This is a genomic window from Psychrobacter sp. ANT_H59 (assembly GCF_008369225.1).
Taxonomy (GTDB): domain Bacteria; phylum Pseudomonadota; class Gammaproteobacteria; order Pseudomonadales; family Moraxellaceae; genus Psychrobacter; species Psychrobacter cryohalolentis.
Genome location: NZ_VOBE01000001.1, coordinates 155,581 through 178,522, shown reverse-complemented (window position 1 = coordinate 178,522; position 22,942 = coordinate 155,581). Strand labels below are relative to the sequence as shown.

Below are 22,942 nucleotides of genomic sequence, written 5' to 3'. Positions count from 1 at the left end.
ATACTCACAAAAACGGCTGTAAAAGAGACTTCTCATTCATGATTACGCTCATCCAAAAAAATCAGCAGTTGTTCCTTTTAGGAGTCTTTATTCTATTAGTGGTGGTTGTTTTATGGGTTTTACAGTATGTGATAATTCGCTATGGTCAGAAGGTACTGAATCAGGTGCCGACATATTGGACGGTGCTCGAACAATATTTTGGAAAAAGCAAACAACTCACTCGCTTAAAAAATAACTATCCAAAACTGTATCATGCTTCGTTGCAAAGGCTCACTGTACAGCACTTTTATGGATTGCCTCTGACGGTTTTATTTTTAGTCATGGGTTATATCTTAGCTTTGTTTTTTGGTTTGGTTGAAGATGTGGTTACGTCAGATGCTATTGTGGCAACGGATTTTTTCGTGTCACAGCAGATGAGTATGCTGAGTGAGTCGCCTGTAGTGAAGCTTTTTATTTTTATTACTAGCTTTGCCTCTACTGCAACGACCTGTTTAATTGTATTGCTAGTCTGTATCCTATGCTGGGTGATTCGCCAACCCTATATATTGGTAGGGTTCTTAATAGCCACTTTAGGAAGTACGATATTTACTTTCCTTAGTAAACTATTATTTCATCGCACGCGACCAGTAGATATTTTATTGTTTGAGCAGACAGATTCTTTTCCCAGTGGACATGCGACGGTTACGGTTGCGTTATATGGATTCTTGGCTTACATGGCTATTCGTTTTAGTCGCAACTTTGCCACGCAAGTTCGGATAGCTGTGATTACTGTCTTTTTCTCACTGTTGGTAGGATTAAGCAGGATTTTGCTGAATGAGCATTATTTGAGCGATGTACTGGGAGGTTATTTGGTAGGCGCATTATGGCTAACAGTAGCGATTAGTGTGACAGAGTGGCTAAGGACGCGTGACAAAATTGATTGGCAGATAAGTTGGTCAGTTACTCAGGTTCGTCTGGTCTGGCTCAATATTGTATGTGTACTGATCGGCACCTCGATATATGCTGAATTTTATCAGTTGCCATTGTTAATCTAAGTAAATTCAAGGTATTAACGCCAAAAAAATAGTATCGTTCATATTTAACATTAATAATGATGGCTAGTTTTTAGTCATAGGCTTGTCCCAGTACAGTGGTGAACCATAATACCCGTTCATAAAATTAATAAAGCGTCTTACCTTCTGTGGTAGCAGTTTAATGTGGGCATAAACTACATATAAACCCAAAGCCTCAGTGCAATTTTTAGCAACACTGCGACCAGTTTGTCACTCATAAGCGCCTCACTAATAATGAAAGCCGGCTGTAATATCAGTCCTGCTCTTGCAATAGATACATTCATTACTGTAAGCACAATAAGCTACTTCAGCACTCCATAAAAATTACTATATAATCTGACGCTTATAGGCAAATATTTGCTATCGTTGATGGACAATTATTCAACTGCTATTTCTAATAGGCTGCCTAATAAATCATCATGATACTAAATCCATTTACCCGTCTCAGCGGCTCTATCAGTGCTTGGATAACTATCTTTGTGATTATATTACACGGTCTTACTGTATGGGCTGTGATATCTATGGATAGCCCTGAAATTTTGGAGGCTAAAGTGGCTAAGCCTCAGGCAATCCAATTAGAGCTAGTGACATTGCCAAAATCATCCGCAGCGGCTACTGCAGAACGTCGTGCCGAAAATATCCTTACAAAATCTAACTCTGTTCATCAACGACTGCCGCAATCAGAGAAAAAATCTGCTGAACTATCAGATACTAAACAGGTAGAAGCTAAGTCAGTAAATGCTGTGTCAAAGCCAACCTTTAGTAAACCGCTAAATTCTATCAAACCTTTAAGTTCTGATCCAATAAAAAATCAGTCAAATCCAGAAAAGACTAAGATAACAAAAGAAACTCAACTGCCAGTCTTGGTACAGAAAAATACGACCAAAGAATCGGAAGAAATTGCCAAAAAAATGACGGAAGAAGAACAGGATCTTGTAGCCTTGGTTCAAGCGATGACAGAACAGGTCAGCCCTGAATCAACAGATATGTCAACGCAAGGGCTGGTCATAAAAGAGACGAGAAAAACAGTTAGGATTAAGGCTGAAGAAGAAATAGATATAGCGTCGTTAATCCGATCGGTGACAGCACAATTCAATCGTGATCAAGCACGTCAGTGGCAAGAAGGTAGAAAACGCGCAGGGCAAGAGCTGCTGCAAGCGCAGGCTGGCAAGAGTAATGAGAAACGAAAACAGCTTAATCTCAATGATGAGGCAGTTGACTTTTTGGAGGAGCAAGCCAGCTGGCTTGATCAGAAGAAACCTGAAACAGACCTACCGTCGGCGATTTGGCGTGAAGTGACTAGTCAATCAGGCGATATCTTCACTGTATTATTGGAGCTTCATGTCGATAAAAGCGGCTACATTACGGATGTGCAATTGCTCGAATCATCGGGTAATAAGATTGTTGATATTGCAGCGATGACTCAAGTCAGAGCAGGACAACTTAAACCGTTCCAACAAAATGAGCGACCTGTTAATGGCATTGTACCGATGTCATTAATATATGAGCGACCTTAATCTAAGTAATAGCTCGTTTTCCTTTTTTGATTAAACCGACTATATGAAGAATGTGTTCATAAAAAATGTATTGTCAGCCTCACTAGCTACTTAACTGCTTTTAGGAGCCTATATGGATTTTACAGATTATTGGCAATATACAGATATCATTACTAAGAGTTTGTTTTTCGCATTATTTGCTTTGTCGATTGTGTCTTGGGTGACAGGGATTTTACGATTGTACTATAGCCATCAGTTGGCTAAAACCGTCGTCGTTGACTTATCTCAGCAAATACACAATCAGATACCGCCCACTTTGCAAGCTAGCCCAGAAGAGCGCAGGCTTCTCACCGAACAGATGTTATTACAGCAGATTGGTCGATATCGTTATCAAAGCGAGCAAGGGTTACCACTGCTCGGTACGACTGCTGCTATTGCCCCCTTTATTGGGCTATTTGGGACAGTGTGGGGCATATTCCATGCGCTACGTAGTATTGGTGATAGTGGGCAGGCAGGACTTGCCCAAGTAGCGGGCCCAGTAGGTGAAGCGCTTATTATGACTGGTCTAGGTCTTGCGGTCGCGATTCCTGCGGTGATTTTCTATAACGTCATTACGCGTATGAATCGCCGAATCTTGTATAGAGCCAATGACATTGCGCATGGTCTATTAGGCGAGTCAATGCGGCCGAGTATGCTAGCAAATAGCAAAGCAACTCTCGTTGAAGCAACTGGTGCCAAAGTATAGACAGTGGCTATTCATTCGATAAACTGACGAATAAAGAAAAATAAGGAGGCAGGTATGGCATTCCATCTAGGTGATGAAGAGACCCAAGGTATGAGCGAGATGAATCTCATTCCGCTCATTGATATTATGCTGGTACTGATGATTATCTTTTTGGTCACAGCCACGGTGATGAATCCAACCGTACCACTGGATCTGCCTGATACCAATGCCACAGTAAGCGGCTTGCCTGATGAGATATTGCAAATAAGCATTGATAAAGACAATGGTCTATTTTTGGATGAGGAAGCGCTGACGTTAGCGCAATTGCAATTGCGGCTTGAAGAAGCGTCAAAAGACGGTGCTAATCCGAATATTCATCTGCGGGCAGATCAAGACACCCGTTATGATATGGTGGCGCAAGTGCTGGCTGCTGCCAGTACTGCGGGTTTGACTAAGGTTGCTTTTGTCACTGAATAAATAGCCATTTATAGAATACAAAATTTCCTCTTGAAATTAAGAAGGGGCTAAGATTATTAATCTTAGCCCCTTCTTTAATGTCTTAAACCGTGTTTATGATAAAAGCAAACATAGTGGAATCACTGTAAAACTAGTCGAAATTATTCAATAACGTATCGATGTTATGTTGAACAACCTATATGTATTTTAACGTTTTAATCACGTTATTCGTTCAAAAAACCACCACAATGCAATGGCGATACTAACAAAAGAGCCAGCATAAAATATAACCGATTTATAAAAACGCGTATGACGTAATAACAGCGCGATCGGAAATACTATGGCAATGAATACTAGTTGTCCTAGCTCAATCCCTATATTGAAGCTTAATAATGCTAATACGCGCTCACTTGTTGCTAGTGGCAAATCTACGAGCACGTTGGCAAAGCCAAACCCGTGAATCAGACCAAAAACAAAGGCCAGATAGACGGCTCGCACTCGTAACATTGGTACCAGATTGTTTAACGCAGCGAATGCGATGGACAGAGCAATTAAAGATTCGATAAAGCGGGCAGGTATACTAACGATACCAAGAGCAGCTAGGCTCAAGGTAATTGAGTGCGCAAGCGTAAAGGACGTTGCAATCCAAAATACCTCAAGTAATGCAGCTCGCGGCTTGGCAACGGCAACCAATTGTTTTTGCTTACGCACGTAAACTGCTGGTATTAAAAGGACAAACAAAAACAATAGATGATCCCAGCCGATCAGCAAGTGGTGTATCCCACTTTTCAAAAAGTTTGTCGCCGTAGAGAGCCAGCCAGAGTCTGTCCCGGCACCTAATGAAGTTTGTCCAACAGTCAATACTTGAACCGGTAATTCGCTACCAGCTTGCGTCAGTATCAAGCGGTGGTTAGCATCGATACCTGCCAGAACTTGATAGTTAAGCTCTGAGATAGGAGCAGCGCAGCCCAACTCAAATTCGGTATGTAAGTAATTAAAGCCACCACGCGTATTAATCGCTAGTGGCGCAAAGTTTGTGGTTTGACAGGATTGATCGCCCGCTGCTAATGTTACCTGAGCAGCAATAAGCTGTTCTATAAGCGTCGTCTGTGATTTGACCTCTGCCCAACTTACTTGACTGTCTTGGTTTGAGTCTATATCTATCAGCAAAGCTAAGTCTCGAAGCGATAGCTCGTACTTAGCCTTATAAGCAGTATCTGCTGTACTCGACGAGCTCAGGGGCTCTAAGTTTAAGTAAGCCGTACTAGATTCATGTGCTTGTAGTGCCGTAGACGTCAGCACCAATAAGAATAAAGTCAGATAACGATAAGTGTGACTCCAAATGAGCCTGATAAATGCGCTCATGAAGTTGTCTCCTTGCTTACGTACTTACTTACTTGCTTGCTTGAACTGTTGATTTTACCTAAGCGTAGGTCGCGCTCAAGTGCCGGGTATTCAAATTGTGTGTCTGTCATAAACTGGCGCAATAGCTCAATGTCTTTTTTGCTACCGGCTTTGATGGCTGCTGTCGCATAGATCACGATGTCAGCCGTTTCGCGCTGTTGTTGCCAGTTTTCGCGAGCCAATTGCAGCGCTGGGTTAATTTGGTTAGCAAGTAGGGCATAAGTAGCCTGTTCACGCATGTGGGCATTTTCCTCACGTATCTTCCATACATCGATGCGTTCTTTCATAAGTCCTAAGTTTTGCTGAGCGTTAGGATCCCCCAGTTGAATTTGAGCCGTGATGAGCTTTAGCAATAGCGCGTCTTTGTCAGTATGATCCTGAAGCAATAGCCGCGTTTTTTCATAGTCTCCTTGTTTTAATAGCCAATCAGCGCGTGCCATGAGTGCGGGTACAGTTTGAGTGTCCATCACACTAAAGACTTGAGTAGCAAGCGCAACATCCTTGCTACGCAGTGCAGCGTCTGCCTGAATAAGGTAAATCCAGCGTGCGGTCGATGCATCGAGTCCGGGCGCAAGATTGGCGAGCCCATTCAGGGTTTGCTTTGCTTGCGTCAGTTGACCGGTCATGCTCTGCACTTGAGCCATACATGCCAATTGATAGACACGTAGAGAAGCATCATCGAGCTTTGTACAGTAGCTTATTGCCTCCTCAAACTGACCTTGTACGACAAGCAGAGAAGAGAGTGTCAACAGCGCATCTGCATGAGCAGGATCTTTACTTAATATCTGCTTTAGCTGTGCTTTTGCTTCGGAGAACTTGTGATCTGCCTGCAATGCTCGTGCTCGTAACATGAGGGTTTCTACATCCGGATCCTTTATTTGATCCAGCTGCGCTCGGGCTTGACCCAGCGCACGTGGATCACCCTGTAAGTAAGCGCGCTCTAAAAGCTGACTGGTTTGCTCAGGACTGGCTGTGCTCGCACTAGACAAAAAGCTGTCTGAGTTTGAGTAGCGCGGCGGCGGTGAATCGGTGGGTAAGGTCTCAAGAATTTGTTGGTCGCTTTTTGGAATAAAGGGTGCAGCATGAAGAAGGGGGCTGCCGATAAGTAATAACGGTAGTAGTCCAATAAAGGGCTTAATCCAGTTCATAAGATCTCTCAGCTCAAAACATAAAGAAACACCTGATCAAGAGTTTGATCAGGTGTCAGGTTTATATCACGTCAGATTACAACGAGGCGTTGGCACCTGTTACCGCAACAGGCTCTGCTAGATTGGCTTCGGGAAGGATAATCCGATCAATATCTTGCGGTTCGTCGGTATTTACATCCTTACTGGCGTTGATCACGGTAGAGACTCTCTCGACTGCTAGATTTGCCTTCGCTTGATCTGCTGCTACATTGGGATTGCCCTGATTTCCTGTCTCAAAGTTCTTGTTGTCGTTATCACCGAAACAGCCAGTAAGAGCAGCCGATCCGGTAACCAATATCGCTAAAAGTACATAGCGCATGGTGTTTCTCCTTAGGTTAGATTCAGCTTAGCGACTGCCTGCATTAGGGGTTTTTAGATAAGGAAAGACTGAGTCAAAAGCAGTAGCAGATTTTACGACTCCATCAGTAAATGGCGCTGTACCAGCTTTCGCATCAGCAGGGACACAAGTAGCTTCTGGAGGTAGTCCAGCATGACATAGGACGCCCATTGCTACTCTTAACGATACATCAGTTACATCATCACCAGGTCGTCTACCATTCGGGAAACCTGCTGTATCACCACCAATAACACCTAAGTCATTTTGACTTGCCGCTACTACAGTAGGTGTCGTGGTATTTAAGCGTAACATATCAGCTGGGACTAAAGCTTTGTTAGCTGGTTTGTTGATAGTAGGAACGCCCGTTAGGAACGCAGTCACTAGATCTTGACGCGGGAAGTTAGTAGGAGCTGGTGCACTTGGATACAGTTTTTGAATCAAGGCAGGTAGCGTAGGATAGAACACATAATTCTTGAAATTAGCCACGTCATCTTTTGGCTCTGAGGCGTTAAATTTGTCTTTGTCTTTAAGACCAATAACGACCTCATTGACTAGCGGCATACCCAATCTTGAAACTTGAGTCCATGCACCACCTTTCTTAGCGGTGGTACTGATACCAGAAGCAGGTGAAGGATTGACTAAGGTAGCCTGACGAACACTGGCAGTCGTCCAAGCGCCAATCACAGGATCAACACCTCTCTTATTATTGCCTAAATCTACTTGGGCTGCGTTAACGAGACAAGCTTTAGGTATCTCCATTGCAATAGAGGTAATATTCTTATCTGCTAACACGTTTGTCCCGCCGTCACGTGGACCTAATGGGTTTAGGTTAATCAAATCGAATACTTTGCCTAAATCAATGGCAAAGCTTTCAGCACGTTGACCGACAAAGACCTTGCCAGCCCCACAAGTGCCCAAGTTTAACGGTTGAATAAAGCCTCTTGCATAACCTGGATAGTCTGCAAAAGACTTGGTGCCGATGTAATCAAATGGCTTGTTAAAATTCCCCAGTGGTGTACGCGCGCCGCTGCGGCGATCACCTTTAACCATCGTCACACCATAGCTTTCACTGGTTTGCACGTTAGCTGGGTTTGAGGCATCGCCTGCATTAGATAAGGGTATCGCAACATTTGGCGTCGAGGCATTACCATCTGAGTCAATCTCGATACTATTTAGTGTTTGTTTAAAGTCAAATTGGAAGGTGACGTCTTCGACCGCATCACCGTTGTTATCAATGTGGATCTCATATAGAGCATCATCATCTAACGAAAAATAATTAGGCCCGCCATAGGCATCTTGCAGTGGTAAATAGTTAGCAATGATGGTGACGTAATCTGCTCGGCCACTCTCATAGCTGTTAAACATATAAAGGTCAGTGGCATCGACTTTAGGCGTTTTGGTGATTGAGGGCGCTTCACGGTGACTAGAGGCTACAGCGCTTGCACTTGCGCATAAAGCCATCGCTGCTAATAGAGCGTGTATAGTGTATTTCATACGAATCCTTGTAGAAAAACTTGAGGGCTAAGGGGTATTTAAATCATAAATATATAGACGGTATATATTTGGATATTGCATTTCTAAATGGTTGATTTTGAAATATTTCCGAGAGGTTCCTGAGACAATTTAAATTTTTATTATATATAATCCATATATAAATATATCTAAACTATCCTCTGAATAAGTTAAACGAAACTATATGCTTAAGCAAGAATTTTATTATGGCACTCATCGGGTTTATCGTAACGTTCATCGGATTTATTGGGATAAGTGTTGTTTTTCTGTTACAAGAGCGTTTTTAAATCACTTATAAAGGTATTTACTTAAAAACATAAGGGAAATAAATGGAATATTAGCGCAAGAAAAGCAAGGATAATGGAATAATAAGCTGTTAAAAAAGGCTCATTATTCAGGAGAGAATGGCACACGCTTTTAAGTCGTTCAAAGTTTTGAAAATATCGCAGCTTCATCTTGTCCTTATATATAGCTAACATTATAAATGTTCAATAATCTAAGATTAATGGCAATGCATCAGAAAAAATAAGGTATTACTAATTAGATTAGCTTTATACAAGCAGTAGATTTATAAGACAAACACTATCTATACCAAAAATTTAATGATGTCCATTTATAATCAAGAAGACTGACACCTGGATTCTATACCACTATGAAATCTACCATTGAATTACTCGAAGATACTGATTTTCCTAATATTAAAAGGCGAGAGCTTAAAATCTTGCAAGTGAATATGGGTTACTTATGCAATATGTCCTGTGTGCATTGTCATGTTGCCGCCAGTCCGTACCGTACAGAGATGATGTCACGTGAGCTGGTTGAGCTAATTCCACAAATTTTACAAGCACAAAATATCGATACACTGGATTTAACTGGTGGCGCGCCTGAAATGCATGAAGACTTTAAGTACTTGGTTAAAGCGGCACGAGCGCTGGGTGTCAAAGTGATTGACCGCTGCAATCTGACGATTCTGATGGTAGAAGGTTATGAGGATATGGCGCAGTTCTTGGCGGACAATGAGGTTGAGGTTGTTGCTTCGCTTCCTTGTTACTCATTAGAAAACGTAGACAAGCAGCGCGGCAAAGGGGCGTTTGATGACAGTATCTTAGGACTACACAAGCTTAATGCTTTAGGTTATGGTAAATCTGGTTCGAATTTGACATTGAATCTTGTGTATAACCCACAAGGGGCGACACTACCACCCAATCAGCAGCAGCTAGAAGCGGATTATAAGCGCGAGTTAAAAGCGCACTTCGATATTGAGTTTAATCAGCTATTTGCGTTAACCAATATGCCTATTCAGCGCTTTGGTGCGGTTCTATTGGCTAAAAAACAGTTCCATCCTTATATGGATTTACTCAAAGCCAATTATGTGGCTTCCAATTTAACCGAAGTGATGTGTCGCTCGACTATCAGTGTAAATTGGCTGGGTGAGTTATTTGATTGCGATTTCAACCAGCAGCTTGAGATTCCGGTACCAAACAAAGCCCGCCGTCATCTACGAGATTTATTAACACAAAATCCTGCAGGTGATGATATTGCCATTGCGGACCATTGCTATGGGTGTACGGCAGGACAGGGCAGTAGCTGCGGCGGTATTTTAGAAGAGTCAGCTATATAGCTTTATTAGAGTAGATTAGATAAAACTGGAATAAATGAGATTAGGATAGGCAAAAACCTATCTATTTAAGCGGAGTTACTACCATGTCATTATTCAATAACTTAATAGTCAAAACGACTATTGCCACCGCTATTTTGTTATCAAGCGCAGCCGCCTATGCGGATTTTAATCACAGCAGTTGGGATACGTTGCTAGATAAACATGTAACCATGACCAATGCTGGCAAAGCGTCGGTAGTTGATTATGTTGGCATGCAGTCAGATAAAAGTAAGTTAGATAGCTATATGGCTGCCACTAGTAAGGTCAGTCAATCTGAATTTAACGGTTGGAATAAAGATGAGCAGCTAGCCTTTTTAATCAATGTCTATAACGCAGGCACGGTGGAGTTGGTGCTCACCAAGTATCCAAATATCAAATCAATTAAAGATATTGGATCCGTATTAAGCTCACCTTGGAAGCAGAATTTCATTCCACTATTGGGTAAAACACGCTCGCTAGATGATATTGAACACAATCTGATTCGCGGCTCCAAGCGTTATAATGACCCGCGTATTCACTTTGCGGTTAATTGTGCCAGTATTGGTTGTCCTGCGCTCCTAGACGATGCGTTTACTGGAAAGCGCTTAGAGAAGCAGTTAGAGCAAGTCACCAGTAAGTTTTTGGCAGACAGCAGCCGTAATCGCTTGAAGGGCAATACGCTTGAGGTATCACCAATTTTTAAGTGGTATAAAGAAGATTTTACGATGGGTTGGCGCGGTACTAATGACGTTGCAGGATTTTTGGGACGTTATAGTCAAGCATTAGGAATGAATAATACTCAAGTGAAGGCCTTAGAGCAGGGTAAAATAAAAGTCAGTTATACCAATTATGATTGGCGGTTGAATAAGAAATAAATTGGGCGTTAATAAAAATGACTGCTGTGCCAATCCAACTCTCTATCGTAATACCGTTATTAAACGAAGCGGATAATTTGCCTAAATTGATGGGTCATCTTGCTCATCTGAATCCAGCACCTTATCAGGTCATACTAGTGGATGGCGGTTCAACAGATAACTCAGTTGCCATTGCTAAGGAACTGATTGAAAGTTTGATAGATAGTAGTCCATCCGTTATTAGCGAACAGGTTATTGATTGGCAAATAATAGAGTCCACCGCTGGACGTGCGCTGCAAATGAATGCAGGTGCTGAGCTAGCAATGGGTTATGTGTTGTTGTTTTTGCATGCGGATACGCAGCTGCCGAACCACGCTATTGCCGATATTACATCAGCCGTCAGGCAAGCCGCGTGGGGGCGTTTTGATGTACGTTTGGAAAGTTCTACATGGATGCTCAAGGTAGTCAGTCAGATGATTAATTGGCGTTCCAGATTTAGTGGGATTGCAACGGGTGATCAAGCGATATTTATCAAAAAATCACTTTTTGAGCAGCTGGGTGGTTACCCTCAGCAGCCACTTATGGAAGATATTGAACTTTGCAAACGTCTTAAAGCTGTTGGTAAGCCGGCTTGTCTACGAAGCAAGGTGATGACTTCGGCACGGCGCTGGCAACAGTATGGCACTTGGCGCACGATAGGTTTGATGTGGCATCTGCGTTTTGATTACTGGCGCGGTGTCTCTGCTGATAATATTAAGCAGCGTTATTATAAGACTTAGTAGCTAATAATTGTCCTTATTAGCCGTAAAGAGTCCTAGAGTGCGCTCAAACCATTTCAACTTGTAATAATAAAAATTCAAATATTTATGCCAAGAGATGCTATGCAAACAGACACGCTTATTATTATCTTCGCCAAGTTCCCCGCTCGTGGTATGGCAAAGACACGTTTGCAGCCTGCGCTTGGTCTTGAGGGTGCATCACTTATAGCAAAACAGCTGTTATTACATAGCGTTGAGCAGGCACTAGCAACCGGATTGAGCGTCGAGCTGTGCGTGAGTCCAGCGCCAACTGATTTATGTTGGCAGACGCTTGGTTTACCTGAGTCATTGCAGTGGTCAGCGCAAGCAAATGATGACTTAGGCTTACGCATGTTAGCTGCTAGCCAGCAAGGTTTATACAAATTTAAACAGGTGGTATTGATTGGTACGGATTGTCCAAGTTTAACGCCATTACGTATTCAAGATGCAGTGCAGCAATTAGAGCAGTCTGATACGGTCATGATTCCTGCCTCAGATGGTGGTTACGTGCTCCTAGGATTTAAGCAAGTTGATGCCAGTTTATTTTCGGATATCGAGTGGAGCACTGCCAGCGTGGCAGCAGTGACTCGACAACGTATTAAAGCATTGAGTTGGACATTGGCGTTATTAGACCCACTGCACGACATTGATGAGCCTGCAGATTTAAAACATTTGCCCGTAGGTTGGCTTGAAAAAATAGGCTCTTGATTAGCTGGTTCTTTAAATATGATTCATATTTCTTATCTTTAGGATGACCCTGATATAGGGTGCTGAATAAGGTTGCTTAAGCCGTTTTATTATTAACAAGGAAGTTATTATGCATGAGGTTGTTCAAGATTATTATGGCAAGCAGCTACAAAGTACTGAGGATTTAAAAACGTCAGCATGCTGTGATATTAGCAATATGCCAAGTTGGTTAAAGCCTTTGTTAGCGAATATTCATGATGAGGTCCTAAGTCGATATTATGGTTGTGGATTAGTCTGCCCAGCGCTACTTGAAGGCTGCCGTATCCTAGATTTGGGCTGCGGTTCGGGCCGTGATGTCTATGCATTAGCACAATTGGTTGGACGTACAGGTCATGTGGTCGGTGTCGATATGACAGATGAACAACTAGCCATTGCAAAGCAGCATCAAAATTATCATGTGGATAAATTTGGCTACGACAATGTGACTTTTCTCAAGGGCTACATCGAAAAGCTAGATGAGCTCAATTTAGACCCCAATAGCTTCGATATCATTGTCTCAAATTGTGTTATTAACCTATCACCTGATAAAGCAGCGGTGATGGCCAGTGTACAGCGTTTGCTCAAGCCTGGCGGTGAGTTTTACTTCTCTGACGTCTATGCAGACCGCCGTATCCCGCAGCATTTAGTCAATGATCCTGTCCTTTATGGAGAGTGTTTAAGTGGTGCCTTATACTGGAAGGATTTTGAGCGCTTAGCACGACATGCTGATTTTTTAGACCCGCGTTTGGTTGAAGATCGTCCGCTTGAAATCACCGATCCGCTACTTGCTGCTAAGATTGGCGATATTCAGTTTTTTTCCGCTACTTATCGATTATTCAAGATTGCCACGCTGGAAGATGCTTGTGAAGACCACGGTCAAGCAGTCATTTATCACGGAACCATTGACCAGCTACCACATCATTTTAATTTAGATAAACATCATACGATTGAGACAGGCCGCGTTTTCCCTGTCTGTGGTAATACTTTTCGTATGCTAAAAGAGTCACGCTTTGCTAAGCATTTTGATTTTATTGGCGATGATAGTCGCCACTATGGTATTTTTGCAGGTTGTGGTAATATCTTACCGTTTGGTCATCAAGCGGATATAGTGTCTGGGCCGTTTGTTAATTCAGGAAGCTGTTGCTAAAAGTAAGACCTGTATGATGTTGAAAAAGCTATCTCTCCAAAAAGCTATCTTTCATATAAAAGAGGCCCTCAAATAGTTTGAAGGCCTCTTTTATATGAAAGAACATTATAAATGTCTAAGGTTTTAACCTCTACGGAAGCAATGCCGCAAGCCTTGTCTTAGTCTCTTCGCTCATCGCTTCAACAGGCGTGACTAATGCTTGGGTCAAAGCAGTATGAGCGATAGATTTCGGCTGTTCGGATGCAATTAATGCCACGGCTTGCTTAATGACTTGCTGCGCGTTATCTGCATTTTTCATTAGATTTTGTATAGCATAATCTGCACTGACGGCTTGCTCATTTGGATGCCAACAATCAAAATCTGTCACTAGCGCCAATGTGGCATAGGCGATACTGGCTTCGCGTGCCAGCTTAGCTTCTGGCATATTGGTCATACCGATGATGTCCGCTTGCATCTGCCGATACCAGTGTGATTCTGCGCGAGTTGAAAACTGAGGTCCTTCGATACACACATAGGTCGCTTTTGCGTGGCATTGCCCATCCGCAATATTTGCGTTGCCATAAGCTCGCATCAAGATGTCTGCTACTTCAGGGCATAAAGGGTCAGCCATTGACACATGGGCGACCGCACCATCTCCGAAGAACGTGCTTACTCTCTGCTTAGTCATATCAATCATTTGATCGGGGATGACCATATCTAGTGGTTTCAGCGTTTTTTGCAATGAGCCAACCGCTGATACTGAGACGATATAGCGTACACCTAAAGTCTTTAAGGCATAGATGTTGGCACGATAAGGCACCTCAGAGGGGGTTAACCTGTGTCCTTGACCATGTCGCGTTAAGAATGCAACTGTGACGCCATTAAGTTCACCGAGCACGATGTCATCAGATGGCTCACCATAGGGTGTCTCAATTTTAACGCTGCGCTTATTGGTCAAAGCTTGCATTTGATATAGACCGCTACCGCCGATAATAGCGATATCGGCAGCGTTTTTTACCGTAATTTCTACTGCGGTTGAAGTCATATTGGGTTCCAAATGATCATTGGTAGAGTCTATCAGAGCTAATACTACTAGCGTTTACTGACTCTCTTATACATACCTTGAGCAAGCGCCTTCAAGATCATCGCCTGACTTTGCACAAAGCCGTTGTACTTGGGCAAATCATCCTCTATATCGCTGGTGCGGCGATTATAAAATAGATGCATAGTTGGCTTGGGTAGTGCCGCCACATCAGGATAATTTGTTGTGGGTATTAATATTAGATTGCCGCCCAACGCCATTTCTATACTGGGTTTATTGCAACGGGTACAAAGTCCGCGGCTAATATTTGGTGGGAGTTTCCAACGGCGAAATTTGGTTCTGATAAGGTTTAATGAACTCACATCGGGTTTAAGTAAAATCGTCACATCATTATAAGCTTGGCCAGTGAATTCTTGGCAAATAGTGCAGTGGCAGATAAAGCGTCCAATGGGCTGATTATTGATCGTATAAGTATTGCTATAACAGGAGCAAGAGCCTTCTTGTGGGGTAAATTCTCTGCTCATTGGTCAGTCCTTAATAGTAGGGGCGTGGATATTTAGTGTTTTGAAATATAGCACTATCCTAGCGTATTAGTGTAGTCGCTTTCAGTATCATGATCGAATAGGATCTATGCTAAAGAAGATGCAGAGATAAACTAGTGGTTTAATGAAGCATTTAACATGACTAACAAAAAGCTGTCAAAAAATTATAGAAAATAGCGCAAAGTTCTTTATATTTTTTACTTTAAGTCACTTAGGGTGATGATGAATTATCTCGGGTTATCATAAATAAATTGGACCAAAAGCTTAGCCACTTTCTCACCTTGGTCTTCTTGAAGAAAATGTCCGCCGTTGGCAACAATCGTATGTGCTTGACCTTTGGTGCCGGGAATGAGTTTTTGCATAATGCGATCGCCACCAGCAGTCACTGGGTCAGAATCGCTGAACAGCGTGATAAAGGGCTTTGTCCATTTACTCAGCTCAATCCATGCAGCGCGGTTATTTTCTGAAGCAGGATCATCCGGCGTCGAGGGTACAAGCCGTGGAAACTGTCTAGCGCCCTCCTTATAGGATTCATCAGGAAATGGCGCATTATAGGCGTCGATCACCGCCTGTGACAGCTCAGTAACGGTACCACTCTTGATGGTCCCTCCGACATGAAATTGAGGTGTTTCCTGCGAGAATTGTTGCCATTTACGAAAACCTTCACCTAGATCGTGGTCGCCGGTGGGGAGCATGGTGTTGCCAGCTGCTACCCGAGCAAATCGGTCTGGATTTTCTGCAACCAAACGCAAACCAATCAGTCCACCCCAATCCTGACAAAACAGAGTGATGTTATTCAGATCTAATTGGTCGAGTACGGATTGCATCCAGTTGACATGACGTTGGTAGGTATAGTCAGTACGAGATGTGGGTTTGTCTGAGCGCCCAAAACCGGGGAGGTCAGGAGCAATAACGCGGTGTCCCGCTGCAGTCAGTATCGGAATCATTTTACGATATAGATAACACCATGAAGGCTCCCCATGCAGCAGTAACACTGGATCAGCGTCCCTTGGTCCTTCGTCTAAATAATGCACGCGCAGCTCACTGTCTTCGCTGTCGTCGACCATTAGATAGTGCGGGTCAAAGTTGTAATCTGGTAGGTTTGAAAAACGCGAATCGGGAGTTCTGAGTATTTTCATGTCTCGTCCTTGAGTTGGGTAAATGAGCATGTATTCTTACACAGCTGATGGAATCTTAGAGTTAGGGTGGATCGCCACAAAACCCGATGAGAATTGATCGCCGTTACCAATCTTAATCATGTGAGTATCATATTCCGTACTCTTACCCTATGCCAATTATTACTCTAACTTGATCGTTGTTCTTTGGCTGTTAGGTATTCTTATCGGGTTTAGCAAAGTTTTGAGGGTATAGCGCGCGTGCTGCTACATCATCAAACTCGGTCTTAAACTCGATGTCTTTAGGAATATTTCGGGCTTTTTGGACCGCAGGGCGGGCACTTATATTTGCAAACCAACCCTTTAGGTTAGGGTAGTTATCTAAACCTTCTTCGCCTAATACCACGGTTGCTTTATCAATCCAACCCCAAGCTGAAATATCAGCAATCGAATACTCATCGCCAACCAGATATTCGCGACCTTCCATGTGGGTCTCTAACACTTCATAATGACGTTCAGCTTCACGAAGATAGCGATTGATAGCATAAGGCGTTTTCTCTGGTGCCTTATGTCTAAAATGCACAGATTGACCAGAAAACGGCCCTAACCCTGTCGCTATAAACATCAACCATGACAGCATCTCGCCACGATCTTCTGGTTTACCGGCTAATTTCCCTGTTTTTTCGGAGAGATACATCAAGATAGCAGTAGAATCAAACACGCGTTTGCCATCATCTTCGATGGCCGGGGTTTTACCATTGGGGTTAATAGCGCGATACTCAGGGCTATGTTGTTCGCCTTTTAAGGTATCTATAGCGATCAACTCATACGGCAAGCCAGTCTCTTCGAGATAGACAGCTACTTTCATCGGGTTTGGGGTTTGATGAAAATAAAATTTGAGCATAACCTGATCCTATCCTGTTGAGGTCTTAGTTTGACAATCATAAAAGCAATGAAAAATACAAATAATCCTTAAAGACTCATGCAGTCATTAAGGATTATTTTTTACAGTGAGCCTAACGATGCGTACCGCGAATAGGGTAGTCATTTTTTCGAATAAAGGCTAAACCATTCGCAAGGGCTTCAAGTTCAGGTCTAGCAAAAGGTGCGTTGGAGATATCAACGATTTGAATTTCTCCATCAGCATTAATCACAAATACACCAGGCTCTGCAAAGGGATGATCGGTCTCTTTCTCTGAACGTGGCTCTGAGATATAAAGTCCTAGCGTATTCATCTGCTCAACAGTCAGACCATAGGCAATAGGGAAGTCGATATCTAATTTTTCTAAATGAATCTCTAATTGCTCTTTACTATCACCTGATACTGCAATGATATCGACACCCGCATCAGCAAATGACGATTTTACGGTTTCTAATTGGTTGAGGTATTTAGTACATATCGGACAATGTTGACCTCGATACACCACGACCAATTTCCAGTCATGACCGTTATCAGGCGTACCTAGTGACTTTATATCACCATTTAGCATTTGTACGTCTATATCGGGGAATTTGACACCGGCTTGAATTTTTTGTGCGTAATTTGATGGCATGATTTATCCTTTAGAAGTGTTTTATAAGTAGGAGTAATTTATATAGCAATGATCATCTTAACTGGACTAAAATAAATGTTCAAGATATATTTGAGTAATCACTCAAGTTAATTAATCATTCCAATCTACAGATGCTAATATCCAGTTTACTAAGCGTGTAGTAAAAGAGTATGGGCGCATAGGATAGGCATTATTTAAAATAGAAGGTAATGTGGTAGATTCACCATCACAACGAATATGAATGGATGCCTGTTTAGTTATACTCATTGGTGTTCAGCTCCTTTGAATAAAATCCCTTTGAATAGAATTAAAATTTCTATCCTAAAAACTACCTTAAAGCTATTGCCTATACCTCTTTACTGTACCACTTGCAGCCCAGCTTGCAACACATAGTCAGAATGATGGCTACTATTGAATATAGAGCCAATAACAGCATAAAAGTGTTTTGTTATTGTCTTAGGGTATGTCATCAATTAATATCATTGCTTTAAAAAAATATATTTAATCTATATTTGGGCAGATGAATGAAAATAGCACAAGACTATATAGCCTAAGCGAAAAAATATAAAAAGTAATAAATGGGAGTAAGTATGAAAAACGTGATGTTTATAGGCTATGGATCTATGGCAAGAAAAGTACATGAGATGTTGCCTAAAAACATTGTCCTCTCAACAGTATTGGTAAGCACCAGAAGCGCAGAGATTATAAAAACTGAACTAGGCGAGTCTATAGATGTGATTACTTCGGTAGACGATTTGATAGAAACTCCTGATTTAGCAGTTGAGATGTCGGGTCAGAATGGGCTCAAAGAACATGCTATTAAAATATTGGAAAAGAGCATCCCACTTGGGATTGTATCTGTCGGCGCTTTTACTGATGAGAAGTTTGCTATATCGCTTGCTGATACTGCAGAAGCGAATGGTGTGAAAATTCATATCTTAGCGGGTGCAGTGGCTGGAATTGATGGCATACACGCTGCAAGTTTCGCAGGACTCAGTGATGTGGTTTATCAAGGTAAGAAGCACCCATCGAGCTGGAAAGGAAGCCATGCAGATCGGCTTATTGACTACGATAATTTAGTGGAACCTACTGTGTTTTTTACGGGTACCGCTAGAGAAGCGGCTGCTTTATTCCCTGATAATTCAAACGTTGCCGCTACGATTGCGATTGCAGGCGTTGGCCTTGATGATACAACCGTAGAGTTAATTGCTGATCCAACGCTTGAGTACAATATTCATCATATAATGGCGAAAGGGGTATTCGGTAAGCTTGAGATTAGCATGGCTGGACTGCCATTGGTCGAAAATCCTAAAACCTCAAGTCTAGCAGCATTTAGTGCCTTGCGTTTATGCTGCCAGATTGATCAGGTTATACAAATATAAAGTATGATTAAAATAGAGTCGAAATCAAATTTAGGTCGCTATAGGTGTGTCTAAAGTGACTGGTTTTTCTTGAATTTTTTTACTATCTACGGCTGCATTAAGGTTTACTAAGAAAATAGCAACGGCTGCAATTATTCCTGGTATGGCGATAAATAAGAAGTTCGTTTGGTGGCTAAGCTCGAGCGTGAGTAGCGCCCCAGTCAAGATAGGACCTACGATAGCACCAATGCGACCGATACCCGATGCCCAGCCCATAGCTGTCGTACGTACAGCAGTCGGATAATACTGAGCAACAAAGGTATAGAGCAGAATCTGTGAGCCGATAGTAGTAGCACCTGCAATCGCGATTAGGGTATATAGCACCACTTGAGGGCTATTGTAGCCAAGTAATATCAACGCGGCTGCACCAGCGACAAACATAACGGTTAATACAGGCTTTAGATGGAATCTATCGGCTAGCACACCGCCACCAATAGCACCGACCATACCGCCAATATTGAGCGCAAATAAGAACAGCATACTAGCGCCTAGTGAATAACCTGCTTGAATCATAAGCTTTGGTAACCAGCTGGCGAGAGCATATACCATCAACAAGCACATAAAGAAAGCTACCCAAAACATGATGGTGGTAAAACCTCTATTTTTTAGGAATAACGCTTTGATAGGAGCGTCATCGCCTTTGGTTGGCTCATCTAAGATTAAGTCAGTAGAGGCTGTGATAGTCTCTTGTGGTGCAAGTTTGCGGACGATTTTTTTGGCTTCATCATGTCTTTTTTCTTTGACCAAATACATCAAGGATTCAGGCAGCATTTTCCAAATGATTGGTAAGAGTAAGGTAGGAATGCCTGCAATATAAAACATAATCTCCCAACCGTAATCTACCACCAAAAACGATCCCAATAATGCTGATGCCATACCGCCGATCGCGTAACCACTAAACATAATAGCGACTAGAGTACTACGAATACGCTTTGGGGCGTATTCAGAGGTCAGCGCCACACAAATCGGCATCACGCCGCCGATACCAAGACCAGCAATGAAGCGTAAAGCTGCAAACTGCATCGGACCATTAGCAAAAGCACCGAAAAAGGTAAAGCTACTGAATAGACCGACGCATATCATGATGGTCTTTTTTCGACCGATTTTATCAGACAAAGTACCAAAAATTATGGCACCAAACATCATGCCAAAAAGTGCTGCGCTGGCAAGAAAGCCTGCTTGTACCGCGGTCAATGACCATTCTTCCATGAGTAACGGTAGGGCCACTCCATAAATGATGAGATCATAACCATCAAAGATAATGATCAATAGACACCAAAACAGCACCTTCCAATGAAAAGGAGCAAATTTGGCTTCATCAATAACTTTATTGATGTTTAAGGTTGGTGATTCCATTCGTTTTTCTCCATGGGTAATATCCTTATAAGTATCTAACAAGTTATTGTTTTCTGATGATCAAGTCAAAAACCATCTAAGTATAAATATATACCTATAAGGTATGGATTTTGATCTTATGGCAGATTAGAAAGTACAAGTACGAGTAGATGGCTTGAATAAAAAAGTGTATTTTTACTAAAATAATGTCTAAACAACTAATAAACCTTTAGATATCTGTTTTTCTGAATTTTATGCGCTTGTTGCTAAGAGAGAATGCTTCTTAAGAGGTAGATGAAAAAACAGCTCATATATCTTTTAAATATATGAGCTGTTTCGATTTTTATTAAATTATATCGGTTGTAAGAGATAAAATAACGACTTTAATTATTGATTTAAGCAAGTGCTCATACCAATAGATATCGCTCTTTTAGAAAGTTATTTTTTCATAGCCAAATAATCTATTGCTAATTGGCTAAGCGCTCTAGTACCAACTTTGAATGATGATTCATCTACATAAAAGTATGGGGAATGATTATACGGCGCTTTGCTAACGTCTTGTCCTACTGGAGTGCCGCCTAAAAAGAAAAATAAACTAGGTATTTCTTGGGCATAAAATGAGAAATCTTCAGATGCCGTTAGTTTAGGCACCTCAAGTACATTGTCTTTACCTGCTACGTTTTTGAGCGTCGGTAACATTTGCGCGGTAAGGGCTGGGTCATTAATCGTAACTGGATAACCTTTATTGATTTTGACGTCAGCTTTAGCGCCTGATGCCATTGCTATATGAGTGGCCGTGGTTTTCATCTTATCAAAAATTTGGTCGCGATTATCCATATCAAAGTTACGAATAGTACCAATCATATTGACACTATCTGGAATAATATTATCGCGTACACCGCCACCTATTTTACCGAATGAGACAATAGCGGGCTCTTTAGTAATATCAATCTGACGGCTCACTATGTGATTAACACCGGTAACGATTTGCGCCGCAGTTGAAATAGGATCGACCCCATTCCAGGGCGCTGAGCCATGAGTTTGTTTACCGTTTACTGTTATATCAAAGGTATCAGCACTCGCCATAATAGGGCCGCTTCGGTAGCCAATTTGGCCACTATTTAAGCTCGACATAACATGCAATCCAAACGCAACCTCAGGCTTATACTTTTTAAAAATGCCTTGCTTCAGCATGAGCTCAGCACCGCCTTCTTCACCTTCAGGGGCACCTTCTTCGGCAGGTTGAAATACAAACATGATATTGCCGTGCAATTCATTTTTAACCGCAGCTAGTACTTCAGCCGTTCCCATTAGCATAGCAACATGAGTATCGTGTCCGCAGGCATGCATGACCCCAACGTCTTCACCCATATACTTAGTCACAATGGTTGATTTAAAAGGCACATCTGCTTTTTCGGTAACGGGTAATGCGTCCATGTCTGCACGTAGCATCACTGTAGGGCCAGGTTTAGCTCCCTTCAAAAAACCAACAACACCTGTATGCGCTATATCAGTTTCGACCTGCATACCTAGTGATTTTAGATGCTTGGCAACAAGAGCGGCAGTACGAGTTTCTCTATTGCTCAATTCGGGATGTTTGTGAATATCCCGACGCCATTCAATCACCTTTTTTTCAATACTTTTAACTTCTTTATCGATATTGATGTTGGCATGAGCACTAAATGTGCTAAAAGCAAAAATACCGATAACCAATGATAATAATGATCGTTTCATACTGTCTTCCTTGTTTGATGGTACTTCCTTGTTATTGCTTTGATATGCTCATGTGATAATTTTAGTGACCAATAGCGCTATTAAATATTTAAATATTGTCGCACGAGTTTATTGAATGCTTCAGGCTGTTCAATATTCGAGATATGCGAGGCATCGATAGTAGTCAGCTTAGCGTTAGGTATATGATCGACCATATATTGACCATCGGCAACTGTTGTTACTGGATCTTCAGATCCTGCAAGCACTGTGACTGGCACGCGGATATTCTTTAACTGCTCGCGAGTATCAGCGACAGATAATGCCTCACAGCAGCTGGCATAACCCTCACTACTGCCAGCTGCGAGAGCGTCAGATAATGCTTTAACTACATCAGGATGGTTATCGATAAATCTTGCTGTGAACCAACGCGAGGCAGCTGTAGTGGCGATAGGCTCTAGACCTTGCTCACGTACCAATTGCGCACGATCTACCCATGCCGCCTCATTACCAATCTTCGCGGCGGTATTGCATAGCATTAAGTGATGAAAGCGGTTGGGGTGATTAATAGCCAACCATTGACCAGTCATACCGCCCATAGAGATGCCACAAAAAAATGCTTTATCAATATTCAAGTAATCCAGCAAGTTAATGACGTCTTGCCCAAGCTGATCCAAACTATAAGGACCTGTTGGTGCAGAAGACTTACCATGGCCACGGGTGTCGTAGCAGATAATAAAATAATCGTGCTGCAAGGCATCGATTTGTGGCTGCCACATATGATAGCTGGTACCTAAGGAGTTGGAAAATATCAGAGCAGGATTGCTGCTATCACCAAACGTGGCGTAATTTAGAGCTATTTCTTGATTGTCAAATATGGGCATACTAAGCATCCTTTTTTAGGACTAAAATGT

The 22,942-nt window shown here is 42.2% G+C and carries 23 protein-coding genes; 10 read left to right on the top strand and 13 right to left on the bottom strand.

All coding sequences use genetic code 11. The features are described 5' to 3' along the window. Positions 1-38: 38 nt before the first annotated feature. From FQ083_RS00695 to FQ083_RS00680, 4 genes are all read left to right on the top strand, one after another. Positions 39-1,034 carry a phosphatase PAP2 family protein gene (locus tag FQ083_RS00695; protein WP_149408339.1) on the top strand — a complete coding sequence of 332 codons (996 nt, stop codon included), beginning with the start codon at positions 39-41 and terminating at the stop codon, positions 1,032-1,034. A gap of 569 nt (positions 1,035-1,603) precedes the next feature. Then, entirely contained in the window at positions 1,604-2,569 is a 966-nt protein-coding gene (locus FQ083_RS00690) for an energy transducer TonB (protein ID WP_262880809.1), read from the top strand. A gap of 112 nt (positions 2,570-2,681) precedes the next feature. After that, entirely contained in the window at positions 2,682-3,293 is a 612-nt protein-coding gene (locus FQ083_RS00685) for a MotA/TolQ/ExbB proton channel family protein (RefSeq protein WP_149408337.1), read from the top strand. Positions 3,294-3,347: 54 nt separating this feature from the next. Then, positions 3,348-3,749 carry an ExbD/TolR family protein gene (locus FQ083_RS00680; protein ID WP_149408336.1) on the top strand — a complete coding sequence of 134 codons (402 nt, stop codon included), beginning with the start codon at positions 3,348-3,350 and terminating at the stop codon, positions 3,747-3,749. 198 nt (positions 3,750-3,947) lie between these two features. On the opposite strand, the gene FQ083_RS00675 is transcribed toward FQ083_RS00680, so the two are convergent. The 4 genes from FQ083_RS00675 to FQ083_RS00660 form a co-directional block, all read right to left on the bottom strand. After that, the gene (locus FQ083_RS00675) at positions 3,948-5,093 is read right to left on the bottom strand and encodes a HupE/UreJ family protein (protein ID WP_149408335.1); all 1,146 of its coding nucleotides are present in this window, start codon (positions 5,091-5,093) and stop codon (positions 3,948-3,950) included. Continuing rightward, positions 5,090-6,280: a tetratricopeptide repeat protein gene (locus tag FQ083_RS00670; RefSeq protein WP_149408334.1), complete on the bottom strand. Its 1,191-nt coding sequence runs from the start codon at positions 6,278-6,280 to the stop codon at positions 5,090-5,092. Before FQ083_RS00670 ends, FQ083_RS00675 begins: the two co-directional genes overlap by 4 nt. A 76-nt stretch (positions 6,281-6,356) precedes the next feature. Continuing rightward, complete coding sequence (locus tag FQ083_RS00665; protein ID WP_149408333.1) at positions 6,357-6,638, bottom strand: hypothetical protein; 282 nt, start codon at positions 6,636-6,638, stop codon at positions 6,357-6,359. Between the two features lie 27 nt (positions 6,639-6,665). Next, the gene (locus FQ083_RS00660) at positions 6,666-8,150 is read right to left on the bottom strand and encodes a DUF4331 domain-containing protein (RefSeq protein WP_149408332.1); all 1,485 of its coding nucleotides are present in this window, start codon (positions 8,148-8,150) and stop codon (positions 6,666-6,668) included. Positions 8,151-8,820: 670 nt separating this feature from the next. Here FQ083_RS00660 and arsS point away from each other — a divergent pair. The 5 genes from arsS (at position 8,821) to FQ083_RS00635 (ending at position 13,331) form a co-directional block, all read left to right on the top strand. Next, positions 8,821-9,789 carry an arsenosugar biosynthesis radical SAM (seleno)protein ArsS gene (gene arsS, locus FQ083_RS00655; RefSeq protein WP_149408331.1) on the top strand — a complete coding sequence of 323 codons (969 nt, stop codon included), beginning with the start codon at positions 8,821-8,823 and terminating at the stop codon, positions 9,787-9,789. A gap of 83 nt (positions 9,790-9,872) precedes the next feature. Continuing rightward, positions 9,873-10,682, top strand: coding sequence for a DUF547 domain-containing protein (locus FQ083_RS00650; protein ID WP_149408330.1), 810 nt, complete (start codon positions 9,873-9,875; stop codon positions 10,680-10,682). Between the two features lie 17 nt (positions 10,683-10,699). Next, the gene (locus FQ083_RS00645) at positions 10,700-11,440 is read left to right on the top strand and encodes a TIGR04283 family arsenosugar biosynthesis glycosyltransferase (protein ID WP_149408329.1); all 741 of its coding nucleotides are present in this window, start codon (positions 10,700-10,702) and stop codon (positions 11,438-11,440) included. Positions 11,441-11,542: 102 nt separating this feature from the next. Next, positions 11,543-12,166, top strand: a complete 624-nt coding sequence (locus tag FQ083_RS00640) for a TIGR04282 family arsenosugar biosynthesis glycosyltransferase (protein ID WP_149408328.1) — start codon at positions 11,543-11,545, stop codon at positions 12,164-12,166. Between the two features lie 109 nt (positions 12,167-12,275). Then, the gene (locus FQ083_RS00635; protein WP_149408327.1) at positions 12,276-13,331 is read left to right on the top strand and encodes a methyltransferase domain-containing protein; all 1,056 of its coding nucleotides are present in this window, start codon (positions 12,276-12,278) and stop codon (positions 13,329-13,331) included. 130 nt (positions 13,332-13,461) lie between these two features. Here the strand turns inward: FQ083_RS00635 and mtnP are convergent, their stop codons facing one another. From mtnP to FQ083_RS12615, 6 genes are all read right to left on the bottom strand, one after another. Next, a complete protein-coding gene (mtnP, locus tag FQ083_RS00630; protein ID WP_149408326.1) occupies positions 13,462-14,355 on the bottom strand; it encodes an S-methyl-5'-thioadenosine phosphorylase in 894 nt (297 codons plus the stop codon). Positions 14,356-14,402: 47 nt separating this feature from the next. Beyond that, a complete protein-coding gene (locus FQ083_RS00625) occupies positions 14,403-14,876 on the bottom strand; it encodes a GFA family protein (protein ID WP_149408325.1) in 474 nt (157 codons plus the stop codon). 245 nt (positions 14,877-15,121) lie between these two features. Next, on the bottom strand, positions 15,122-16,033 hold the full coding sequence (locus FQ083_RS00620; protein WP_149408324.1) for a haloalkane dehalogenase: 912 nt from the start codon (positions 16,031-16,033) through the stop codon (positions 15,122-15,124). Positions 16,034-16,223: 190 nt separating this feature from the next. Beyond that, complete coding sequence (locus tag FQ083_RS00615) at positions 16,224-16,913, bottom strand: glutathione S-transferase family protein (protein WP_149408323.1); 690 nt, start codon at positions 16,911-16,913, stop codon at positions 16,224-16,226. Positions 16,914-17,025: 112 nt separating this feature from the next. Continuing rightward, positions 17,026-17,562, bottom strand: a complete 537-nt coding sequence (locus tag FQ083_RS00610; RefSeq protein WP_149408322.1) for a peroxiredoxin-like family protein — start codon at positions 17,560-17,562, stop codon at positions 17,026-17,028. A gap of 111 nt (positions 17,563-17,673) precedes the next feature. Beyond that, on the bottom strand, positions 17,674-17,829 hold the full coding sequence (locus FQ083_RS12615; protein WP_188004043.1) for a hypothetical protein: 156 nt from the start codon (positions 17,827-17,829) through the stop codon (positions 17,674-17,676). 311 nt (positions 17,830-18,140) lie between these two features. Here FQ083_RS12615 and FQ083_RS00605 point away from each other — a divergent pair, with 311 nt between their 5' ends. Beyond that, entirely contained in the window at positions 18,141-18,944 is an 804-nt protein-coding gene (locus tag FQ083_RS00605) for an aspartate dehydrogenase (RefSeq protein WP_410477349.1), read from the top strand. Between the two features lie 30 nt (positions 18,945-18,974). On the opposite strand, the gene FQ083_RS00600 is transcribed toward FQ083_RS00605, so the two are convergent. From FQ083_RS00600 to pcaD, 3 genes are all read right to left on the bottom strand, one after another. Continuing rightward, the gene (locus FQ083_RS00600) at positions 18,975-20,339 is read right to left on the bottom strand and encodes an aromatic acid/H+ symport family MFS transporter (RefSeq protein WP_149408320.1); all 1,365 of its coding nucleotides are present in this window, start codon (positions 20,337-20,339) and stop codon (positions 18,975-18,977) included. A gap of 417 nt (positions 20,340-20,756) precedes the next feature. After that, entirely contained in the window at positions 20,757-22,052 is a 1,296-nt protein-coding gene (locus FQ083_RS00595) for a M20 family metallopeptidase (RefSeq protein WP_149408319.1), read from the bottom strand. Positions 22,053-22,132: 80 nt separating this feature from the next. Beyond that, entirely contained in the window at positions 22,133-22,912 is a 780-nt protein-coding gene (gene pcaD / locus FQ083_RS00590; RefSeq protein WP_149408318.1) for a 3-oxoadipate enol-lactonase, read from the bottom strand. Positions 22,913-22,942 lie beyond the last annotated feature (30 nt).

Coding starts and splice junctions, on each gene's coding strand:
- FQ083_RS00610 (WP_149408322.1), bottom strand. CDS start 17,562: ATGCCATCAAATTACGCACAAAAAATTCAAGCCGGTGTCAAATTCCCC.
- FQ083_RS00665 (WP_149408333.1), bottom strand. CDS start 6,638: ATGCGCTATGTACTTTTAGCGATATTGGTTACCGGATCGGCTGCTCTT.
- FQ083_RS00695 (WP_149408339.1), top strand. CDS start 39: ATGATTACGCTCATCCAAAAAAATCAGCAGTTGTTCCTTTTAGGAGTC.
- mtnP (WP_149408326.1), bottom strand. CDS start 14,355: ATGACTTCAACCGCAGTAGAAATTACGGTAAAAAACGCTGCCGATATC.
- FQ083_RS00635 (WP_149408327.1), top strand. CDS start 12,276: ATGCATGAGGTTGTTCAAGATTATTATGGCAAGCAGCTACAAAGTACT.
- FQ083_RS12615 (WP_188004043.1), bottom strand. CDS start 17,829: ATGAGTATAACTAAACAGGCATCCATTCATATTCGTTGTGATGGTGAA.
- FQ083_RS00620 (WP_149408324.1), bottom strand. CDS start 16,033: ATGAAAATACTCAGAACTCCCGATTCGCGTTTTTCAAACCTACCAGAT.
- FQ083_RS00675 (WP_149408335.1), bottom strand. CDS start 5,093: ATGAGCGCATTTATCAGGCTCATTTGGAGTCACACTTATCGTTATCTG.
- FQ083_RS00680 (WP_149408336.1), top strand. CDS start 3,348: ATGGCATTCCATCTAGGTGATGAAGAGACCCAAGGTATGAGCGAGATG.
- arsS (WP_149408331.1), top strand. CDS start 8,821: ATGAAATCTACCATTGAATTACTCGAAGATACTGATTTTCCTAATATT.
- FQ083_RS00615 (WP_149408323.1), bottom strand. CDS start 16,913: ATGCTCAAATTTTATTTTCATCAAACCCCAAACCCGATGAAAGTAGCT.
- FQ083_RS00625 (WP_149408325.1), bottom strand. CDS start 14,876: ATGAGCAGAGAATTTACCCCACAAGAAGGCTCTTGCTCCTGTTATAGC.
- pcaD (WP_149408318.1), bottom strand. CDS start 22,912: ATGCCCATATTTGACAATCAAGAAATAGCTCTAAATTACGCCACGTTT.
- FQ083_RS00595 (WP_149408319.1), bottom strand. CDS start 22,052: ATGAAACGATCATTATTATCATTGGTTATCGGTATTTTTGCTTTTAGC.
- FQ083_RS00645 (WP_149408329.1), top strand. CDS start 10,700: ATGACTGCTGTGCCAATCCAACTCTCTATCGTAATACCGTTATTAAAC.
- FQ083_RS00605 (WP_410477349.1), top strand. CDS start 18,141: ATGGGAGTAAGTATGAAAAACGTGATGTTTATAGGCTATGGATCTATG.
- FQ083_RS00600 (WP_149408320.1), bottom strand. CDS start 20,339: ATGGAATCACCAACCTTAAACATCAATAAAGTTATTGATGAAGCCAAA.
- FQ083_RS00650 (WP_149408330.1), top strand. CDS start 9,873: ATGTCATTATTCAATAACTTAATAGTCAAAACGACTATTGCCACCGCT.
- FQ083_RS00670 (WP_149408334.1), bottom strand. CDS start 6,280: ATGAACTGGATTAAGCCCTTTATTGGACTACTACCGTTATTACTTATC.
- FQ083_RS00660 (WP_149408332.1), bottom strand. CDS start 8,150: ATGAAATACACTATACACGCTCTATTAGCAGCGATGGCTTTATGCGCA.
- FQ083_RS00640 (WP_149408328.1), top strand. CDS start 11,543: ATGCAAACAGACACGCTTATTATTATCTTCGCCAAGTTCCCCGCTCGT.
- FQ083_RS00685 (WP_149408337.1), top strand. CDS start 2,682: ATGGATTTTACAGATTATTGGCAATATACAGATATCATTACTAAGAGT.